This window comes from Pauljensenia sp. UMB6358, from assembly GCF_030216865.1.
Classification (GTDB): domain Bacteria; phylum Actinomycetota; class Actinomycetes; order Actinomycetales; family Actinomycetaceae; genus Pauljensenia; species Pauljensenia turicensis_A.
Map to the genome: position 1 here is coordinate 1 of NZ_JASOMS010000163.1, position 274 is coordinate 274.

The 274-nt window shown below is 60.2% G+C and carries 1 protein-coding gene; it reads left to right on the top strand.

The annotated features are described in order from the left end of the window. On the top strand, window positions 1-274 hold a 274-nt coding region (locus QP381_RS09025; protein ID WP_285068671.1), incomplete at both ends, for a S1 RNA-binding domain-containing protein.

Sequence of the window (274 nt, forward strand, 5' to 3'; positions counted from 1 at the left end):
GCCAGCCTGTAACCGTCGAGGTGCTGGATGTCGACATGGATCGCGAACGCGTGTCCCTGTCCCTGAAGGCTACTCAGGAAGATCCGTGGCAGGCATTTGCCCGCACCCACGCCATTGGCCAGGTCGTTCCGGGCAAGGTCACCAAGCTTGTTCCCTTCGGTGCGTTTGTCCGCGTCGAAGATGGCATCGAGGGTCTTGTGCACATTTCCGAGCTGGCGGTGCGCCATGTTGACCTACCCGATCAGGTCGTCAAGGTTGGCGAGGAGATCTTCGT